The organism is Streptomyces sp. CoH27 (assembly GCF_020181035.1).
Taxonomy (GTDB): domain Bacteria; phylum Actinomycetota; class Actinomycetes; order Streptomycetales; family Streptomycetaceae; genus Streptomyces; species Streptomyces camelliae.
This window is the reverse complement of the sequence record NZ_JAIQYY010000020.1, coordinates 162990-170331: the sequence shown is the minus strand read 5'-3', so window position 1 is coordinate 170331 and position 7342 is coordinate 162990. Positions and strand designations below refer to the sequence as shown.

Annotated in this window: 10 protein-coding genes; 8 read left to right on the top strand and 2 right to left on the bottom strand. The window is 68.7% G+C overall.

The features are described 5' to 3' along the window. Positions 1-43 precede the first annotated feature (43 nt). Positions 44-718: a DUF5324 family protein gene (locus LE548_RS31200; RefSeq protein WP_225100344.1), complete on the bottom strand. Its 675-nt coding sequence runs from the start codon at positions 716-718 to the stop codon at positions 44-46. 280 nt (positions 719-998) lie between these two features. Here LE548_RS31200 and LE548_RS31195 point away from each other — a divergent pair, with 280 nt between their 5' ends. Both LE548_RS31195 and LE548_RS31190 read left to right on the top strand, forming a co-directional pair. Continuing rightward, positions 999-1529: a peptidylprolyl isomerase gene (locus LE548_RS31195; protein WP_225100343.1), complete on the top strand. Its 531-nt coding sequence runs from the start codon at positions 999-1001 to the stop codon at positions 1527-1529. A gap of 107 nt (positions 1530-1636) precedes the next feature. Next, positions 1637-2527: a rhomboid family intramembrane serine protease gene (locus LE548_RS31190; RefSeq protein ID WP_225100342.1), complete on the top strand. Its 891-nt coding sequence runs from the start codon at positions 1637-1639 to the stop codon at positions 2525-2527. A gap of 261 nt (positions 2528-2788) precedes the next feature. Here the strand turns inward: LE548_RS31190 and crgA are convergent, their stop codons facing one another. After that, entirely contained in the window at positions 2789-3043 is a 255-nt protein-coding gene (gene crgA / locus LE548_RS31185; RefSeq protein WP_225100341.1) for a cell division protein CrgA, read from the bottom strand. Between the two features lie 102 nt (positions 3044-3145). Between crgA and LE548_RS31180 the strand changes: the two genes are divergently transcribed. The 6 genes from LE548_RS31180 to LE548_RS31155 form a co-directional block, all read left to right on the top strand. Beyond that, the gene (locus tag LE548_RS31180; RefSeq protein ID WP_225100340.1) at positions 3146-3934 is read left to right on the top strand and encodes a DUF881 domain-containing protein; all 789 of its coding nucleotides are present in this window, start codon (positions 3146-3148) and stop codon (positions 3932-3934) included. Positions 3935-3967: 33 nt separating this feature from the next. Further along, positions 3968-4666 carry a class E sortase gene (locus LE548_RS31175; RefSeq protein ID WP_225100339.1) on the top strand — a complete coding sequence of 233 codons (699 nt, stop codon included), beginning with the start codon at positions 3968-3970 and terminating at the stop codon, positions 4664-4666. A gap of 62 nt (positions 4667-4728) precedes the next feature. Then, positions 4729-4890 (top strand): hypothetical protein, encoded by a 162-nt coding sequence (locus tag LE548_RS31170; protein ID WP_225100338.1) that lies wholly within the window; start codon positions 4729-4731, stop codon positions 4888-4890. Then, a complete protein-coding gene (locus LE548_RS31165; RefSeq protein WP_225100337.1) occupies positions 4887-5525 on the top strand; it encodes an aminodeoxychorismate/anthranilate synthase component II in 639 nt (212 codons plus the stop codon). Before LE548_RS31170 ends, LE548_RS31165 begins: the two co-directional genes overlap by 4 nt. Next, positions 5522-6613, top strand: coding sequence for a class E sortase (locus tag LE548_RS31160; protein ID WP_225100336.1), 1092 nt, complete (start codon positions 5522-5524; stop codon positions 6611-6613). Before LE548_RS31165 ends, LE548_RS31160 begins: the two co-directional genes overlap by 4 nt. Before the next feature lie 29 nt (positions 6614-6642). Then, the coding region (locus LE548_RS31155; RefSeq protein ID WP_225100335.1) for a class E sortase at positions 6643-7342 on the top strand (700 nt) is incomplete at its 3' end.

Genomic DNA, 7342 nt, shown 5'->3' with positions numbered 1-7342 from the left:
CCCCCCCCCCCCCCCCCCCCCACGCCCGTTCGGCAGATGAGCGTTACTCGCGGTCCTCGCCGCCAGTGTCCTCCTCCGCCTGCTTCGCCTGGACCTCCGGGTCCAGAACCGTGCCGCCGCCCGACGTGGGCACCTCCGTCGCGGCGGGCGGTTCGACCAGCCAGTCGGGGTTGGCCTGCTTGTCCCACCACTTCCAGGCCGCGAAGGCACCGCCGGCCAGCAGGGCCAGCACGGCCAGCCCCTTGACGGCGCGGGCGCCCCGGCAACGACGCCTGTTCTTGCGGGCCAGTTTCTGGATGTCCTCGGCCGAGACCTGCCCGCGCAACGCCACCAGGGCGGCGGCTCCGCGGGCGGCTGCCTCGTCACGGACCGGCACAGCCGCGGCCACGGCCTGCTCGATCTTCGGACGCGAGTACTCGGCGGCCTGCCGGGCCGCCTTGCGGGTGCGGGCGGCGGCCTCTTGGGCAGCGAGGTCCACCTTCGGCGGCACATGCGTACGGGCCTGCTCCAGACGTGGGGCGAGCCGGGCGTCGTACTGCACGCGGGCCTGATCGGCGGCCTGCGACATCACGGGCGCCAGCCGTACGCGTGCTTCGTGCGCGTAGAGCGCGGCACGCTCCTTGGCCGTGTCGGCGTAGGGCGCCACCACTTCCGCGGCGTGCAGCACGCTGTCCTTCGCCGAGCCGGTCGCGGCGCGCACGCTGTCGATGCGGGTCACGGGTTCCTCCTCCTCGGTGGCGTACGGTCATTCGACTTTCCACCCTTTTACGGATCATGCCCGCAGGGGACCTGCGCGGCACGCGAGGGCGGGCATATGGGTGCTGATTCCCCATCGATGGGGGATAACGGGCAAGCCGGGCCTGCCGTCGACCCTGCCACGGATCGGTGCCGAGCGCCGCCTACCCGGCCGAAGTCGCGGAAGTCCCGGCCGACCGGCGACGTACCGGCACGGCCGTGCGAGGATCGGGGCGTCACAGAAAGACAACGGAAGGCAGATCGTGGCCGAGCAGCTGTACGCCACCCTGAAGACCAACCACGGTGACATCGTGGTCGAGCTCTTCCCGAACCACGCGCCCGAGACGGTCAAGAACTTCGTCGAGCTCGCCCGCGGCGAGCGCGAGTGGAAGCACCCGGGCACCGGCGCCGTCAGCAAGGACAAGCTCTACGACGGCACGATCTTCCACCGTGTCATCAGCGGCTTCATGATCCAGGGCGGCGACCCGCTGGGTACCGGCATAGGCGGCCCCGGCTACCAGTTCCGGGACGAATTCCACCCGGAGAAGTCCTTCGACCGCCCGTTCCTGCTGGCCATGGCCAACGCCGGCCCGGGCACCAACGGCTCGCAGTTCTTCATCACCGTCTCCCCGACGACGTGGCTGAACCGCAAGCACACCATCTTCGGCGAGGTCACCGACAAGGCCAGCCAGGCGGTCGTGCAGGAGATCGCGGCCGTGAAGACCGGACGCAACGACCGTCCGGCCACCGACGTCGTCATCGAGTCGGTCGTCATCGAGACGCGCGAGGGCTGATCACCCACCCCGGCCCCTGAGGGAACCAATCGCCCCGCTCGTCCGTACCAACGATGAGCGGGGCGGGGCGCGCCCGGGGGCGGGCCCACGACGAGCAAGGGGAACCGATGGACCAGGCCGAAGGCAGCGCGCAGGGTGCCGCCCACAGCGTGCCCGTGTGCTACCGCCACCCGGACCGCGAGACCGGCGTGCGCTGCACCCGCTGCGAACGCCCCATCTGCCCCGAGTGCATGATCAGCGCCTCGGTCGGCTTCCAGTGCCCCGAGTGCGTGCGCGCAGGCTCCGGCACCGGACACGCCCCGGCCGCGGCCACGCCGCGCACGATCGCCGGCGGCACCATGACGGCCGACCCGCGGCTGCTCACCAAGGTGCTGATCGGCATCAACATCGCCGTGTTCCTCGTGCAGCAGGCCGTGGGCAACACGGTCACCGAGCACTTCGAGCTGATCGGACGGGCCTCGTACGTCCAGTTCGGCCCCCTCCAAGGCATCGCCGAGGGGCAGTACTACCGCCTGCTGACCGCGATGTTCCTGCACGGCAACATCACCCACATCCTGTTCAACATGCTCAGCCTGTGGTGGATCGGCGGCCCCCTCGAAGCGGCCCTCGGGCGGGCCCGCTATCTCTCCCTCTACTTCGTCTCGGGCCTGGCCGGCAGCGCGCTCACCTACCTGCTCGCCGACCCCCTCCAGCCCTCCCTCGGCGCCTCCGGAGCGATCTTCGGTCTCTTCGGCGCGACCGGCGTGCTGATGCGCCGGCTCAACTACGACCTGCGGCCGATCCTCGCCCTGCTGGTGATCAACCTCATCATCACCTTCACCTGGGCGAACATCGCCTGGCAGGCCCACATCGGCGGCCTGGTCGCCGGTGTCGCCGTCGGCTACGCGATGATCCACGCCCCGCGTGAGAAGCGGACGCTGATCCAGTACGGCGCCTGTGCCGTCGTCCTCGCCGTCGTGGTGGTGCTCACGCTGGTCAGGACCGCTCAGCTCACCTGATCCGGGCCTGTCGGCGACCCCGCTGCCGAACCGTTGTCCACAGCGTGTGCCGGATCTTGTGCACCGCGTGCGGGCACAGCTGTGCCCCCTGTCGCTCGGATGTGTTTTCCCAGGTCGGACAGGGGGCGAACAGGTGTATGAGAACCGGTTGGGCAGTCACACCGGCGTCAACACTCGATGGGTTATCCACAGATCGTCGTTTCTTTTCCCCACCGTGTGGACAACGGCTGTGGATAACTCAGTGGATAGCCCTGGGGAGAGCTACTTCCACTGCGTGGAGACACCGAAGCCGGCGGCGATGAAGCCGAAGCCGACCACGATGTTCCAGTTGCCCAGCGCGTCGATGGGCAGCGAGCCGTCGGTCACGTAGAAGACGACGATCCAGGCCAGGCCGATGATGAACATGGCCAGCATGACGGGTGCGACCCAGGCGCGACTGTTCAGCTTGATCGCCTGCGCCTGCTTCGCCGGCGGCGGCGTGAAGTCGGCCTTCTTGCGGATACGTGACTTCGGCACGAGGGTCTCTCCTGTCGATGCGCTGCGTGGCCGCGCAGGTAACTGGGTCTGGCGCGTCCGTTAGCGTAGTGCTTCCGTGGCGCCGAAGGAGATAAGGGTACGTTGAGCAATTCTGCCGACTCCCCCGGGACGGGATCAACGGGTTCCGGCCCCGGCCGCCGACTTCGTCTGCGCCCGGTGCGGATTCTGACGGCCGCCGTCTTCGCCCTCGCCGGGCTGATCTTCATCACCAGCTTCAACACGGCCAAGGGCACCGACATCCGCCAGGACGGCTCCCTGCTGAAGCTGTCCGACCTGATCCAGCAGCGCAGCCGCAAGAACAAGGATCTGGACGAGTCCAACGCGGCCCTGCGCGGGAACGTCGAGTCCCTCGCCAAGAGCGACGGCGGCACCAGCAAGGCCCAGGACCGCACGCTCACCGGGCTGGAGTCGAGCGCCGGCACCCAGCCGCTCACCGGCCACGGCGTCACCGTCACCCTGAATGACGCCCCGCCCAACGCCACTGCCAAGCTCCCCGGCTACCCCCCGCCCCAGCCCGACTACCTGGTCATCCACCAGCAGGACCTCCAGGCCGTGGTGAACGCCCTGTGGCAGGGCGGCGCGAAGGGCATCAAGGTCATGGACCAGCGGCTGATCTCCACCAGCGCCGTGCGCTGCGTCGGCAACACCCTGATCCTCCAGGGCCGCGTCTACTCACCGCCGTACAAGATCACGGCGATCGGCGACCCCGGGAAGCTCCAGCAGGCCCTCGCGGACAGCAAGGCGATCCAGACCTACATGGTGTACGTCAACGTCTACGGCCTCGGCTGGAAAGTCACCGACGACGGGACGGTGACTCTTCCCGGTTACTCGGGCACAGTGGATCTGCACTACGCGAAGCCCGTGCAGTAGCCATCCGTCAGCCGTCCGTGACCGGAGGCGCCGGTGCGTGTGATCCTCAGGACCTTCAGCGAACTGTGCATCACCGTCGGCGCCCTGATCGTGCTCTTCGTCGCCTACATCCTGTTCTGGACGGGTGTGCGGGCCGACGGTGCCATGAACGACCAGATCGACCAGCTGCACCGGCAGTGGTCGAAGGGGAGCGTGCAGCAGGCCGCCGACACGCCGGGCGTGACGACGAAGACGGTGACCGTGGGGGACCCGGCGCCGTACCACTACGGCAAGGCCTTCGCGATCATGTACATCCCGCGGTTCGGTTTCACGTGGAACAAGCCCGTCCTGGAGGGCACCGGCCGGGATGTGCTGGCCAAGGGGCTCGCCCACTACCAGGGCACGGCCCGGCTCGGTCAGGAGGGCAACTTCGCGGTGGCCGGCCACCGGCGGACCTACGGCGATCCGTTCCTGGACTTCCCGAAGCTGCGGCCGGGTGACGCGGTGGTCCTCACGGACGGGACGACCTGGTTCACGTATCGGATCGACAAAGGCCCCTACAAAACCGTGCCGACGGATGTCCACGTCATCGACCCTGTGCCGGGCAAGTCCGGTTACGCGCGTCCGGGCCGGTATCTGACCCTGACCACGTGCGATCCCGAATGGGGGCACAGTCACCGGCTGATCGTCTGGGCGCACCTGGATTCCACCCAGCCTGTGGACACAGGCGAACCGGAGGCGCTGCGCCGTTAGTCTGGTGGCGTACGGCGTGTGTCTGGTGCCGTGGGGATACGGAAGGGACGGCAAGGAACAGCATGTACGGCTGGATCTGGCGGCATCTGCCGGGGAACGCGTGGGCGAAGGCGCTCATCTCGCTCGTACTGATTCTGGCCGTGATCTACGTCCTCTTCCAGTACGTCTTCCCGTGGGCCGAACCGCTGCTGCCCTTCAACGATGTGACGGTGGACAACCAGTGAGTGCGCGGATTCTCGTCGTCGACAACTACGACAGCTTCGTCTTCAACCTCGTGCAGTACCTGTACCAGCTGGGTGCCGAGTGCGAGGTGCTGCGCAACGACGAGGTCTCGACCTCGCACGCCCAGGACGATTTCGACGGCGTGCTGCTCTCGCCCGGCCCGGGGACGCCGGAGCAGGCGGGCGTGTGCGTGGAGATGGTGCGCCACTGCGCGGCCACCGGCGTCCCGGTCTTCGGTGTCTGCCTCGGTATGCAGTCGATGCAGGTGGCGTACGGCGGGGTGGTGGACCGGGCGCCCGAGCTGCTGCACGGCAAGACCTCGCTGGTCGAGCACGAGGGCAAGGGCGTCTTCGCGGGCCTGCCCTCGCCCTTCACAGCGACCCGCTACCACTCGCTGGCCGCCGAGCCGGCCACGGTCCCGGCCGATCTGGAGGTGACCGCCCGCACGCACGACGGCATCATCATGGGCCTGCGCCACCGTGAACTCCCGGTCGAGGGCGTGCAGTTCCATCCCGAGTCGGTGCTGACCGAGCACGGGCACCGGATGCTGGCCAACTGGCTGGTGGAGTGCGGCGACGAGGGTGCCGTGGCGAGGTCGGCGGGGCTCGCCCCGGTGGTGGGCAGGGCCACGGCGTGACCGCGCTGCGCCCGGAGCGCGAGACCGATGCCTCGTACGGGGATCAGTCGTACGAGGCTTCCGGTGCGCTCGGGCAGGGGGTCGTGGAGTCCGCCGCGTGGTCGTACGACGCGGAGTACGAGGAGCCGTATCGGCCACCCCTCGACGACGAGACGATGGCGCTGCGGGTCCCGGCCCCGTCCCCTGAGCCGCTGTCGGGTCCGGAGAGCGGGCCCGTACGCGGTTCTGAGGGCTCTTCAGCCTCCTCCGTCACCGGAGACGCGGCCGGCGGCCGTGCGGCCCGCAGAAAGGCCGCCAAGCGCCGTGGTGGCGGGCGGCACGGCGGAAGCCGGGATACGACCGCGGCTGTCACGGCGCCGGAGTCCGGCCGGCCGCTGTCCCGGGTGGAGGCCCGGCGGCAGGCGCGGCTGCGCAGGCCCAGCCCGGCCACGGTCGCGAGCCGGGCGATCGGCGAGGTGTTCATCACCACCGGCGTGCTGATGCTGCTGTTCGTCACCTACCAGCTGTGGTGGACCAACGTCCGTGCGCACGCGCAGGCGGGCAGCGAGACGCACCAGCTCCAGGACGACTGGGCCAGCGGCAAGCGCAGTCCGGGTGTCTTCGCGCCGGGGCAGGGCTTCGCGATCCTGCACATACCCAAGCTGGACGTGGTGGCGCCGATCGCGGAGGGCGTCAGCAACGCCAAGGTGCTCGACAAGGGCATGGTCGGGCACTACGGCGAGGCCCCGCTGAAGACGGCGATGCCCGATGCCAAGACCGGCAACTTCGGGCTCGCGGCGCACCGCAACACCCATGGCGAACCGTTCCGGTACATCAACAAGCTGGTGCCCGGCGACGCGGTCGTGGTCGAGACGCAGGACACGTACTACGTGTACAAGGTGACGTCGACGCTCCCGGTGACCTCGCCGTCCAACACCAGCGTGCTGGACCCGGTCCCGAAGGGCTCCGGTTTCACCCAGCCCGGCCGCTACATCACGCTGACCACCTGTACGCCGGAGTTCACCAGCACGTACCGGTTGATCGTCTGGGGCAAGATGGTCCAGGAACGCCCGCGCAGCGAGGGCAAGCCGGACGCGCTCATCGAGTAGGGCTCATCACACAGGGGCAGAGGAAGACAGTGGCAGCGACCGCCGACGACACCGAAGAACACACGGACGCGTCCGAGCCGGAGCCGGTGGCGCGCCGTCGGCGCCCTGGCCGGATCGCGACGGCGATCAGTGTCTTCGGTGAAATCCTCATCACCGTGGGCCTGTTGCTCGCGCTCTTCGTCGTCTACTCCCTGTGGTGGACGAACGTGATAGCGGATCGCAAGGCGAACAAAGAGGCAGAAAAGGTCCGCCACCACTGGGCGCAGGAGAAGGACCCCGGGCCGGGCGCGCTGGACACCAAGGACGGCATCGGCTTCCTGCACGTGCCGGCGATGAAGAACGGTGTGGTGCTGGTCGAGGAGGGCACGGGCACGGACGTCCTCAACGACGGCGTGGCCGGCTACTACACCGACCCGGTCAAGGCCGCGCTCCCCATGACCGGCAAGGACGGCAACTTCACCCTCGCCGCCCATCGCGACGGCCACGGCGCCAAGTTCCACAACATCGACAAGCTGAAGAACGGCGACCCGATCGTCTTCGAGACCCGGGACGACTGGTACGTCTACAAGGTCTACTCGATCCTCCCCGAGACCTCGAAGTACAACGTCAAGGTCATCTCCCAGATCCCGAAGGAGTCCGGCAAGACCAAGCCGGGCCACTACATCACCCTGACGACGTGCACCCCGGTGTACACCTCGGAGTACCGGTACGTGGTGTGGGGCGAGCTGG

Bases quoted from the DNA above. Each gene is read 5' to 3' on its own strand.
- LE548_RS31190 (WP_225100342.1), top strand. From the start codon at position 1,637: ATGGACCAGGCCGAAGGCAGCGCGCAGGGTGCCGCCCACAGCGTGCCC.
- LE548_RS31170 (WP_225100338.1), top strand. From the start codon at position 4,729: ATGTACGGCTGGATCTGGCGGCATCTGCCGGGGAACGCGTGGGCGAAG.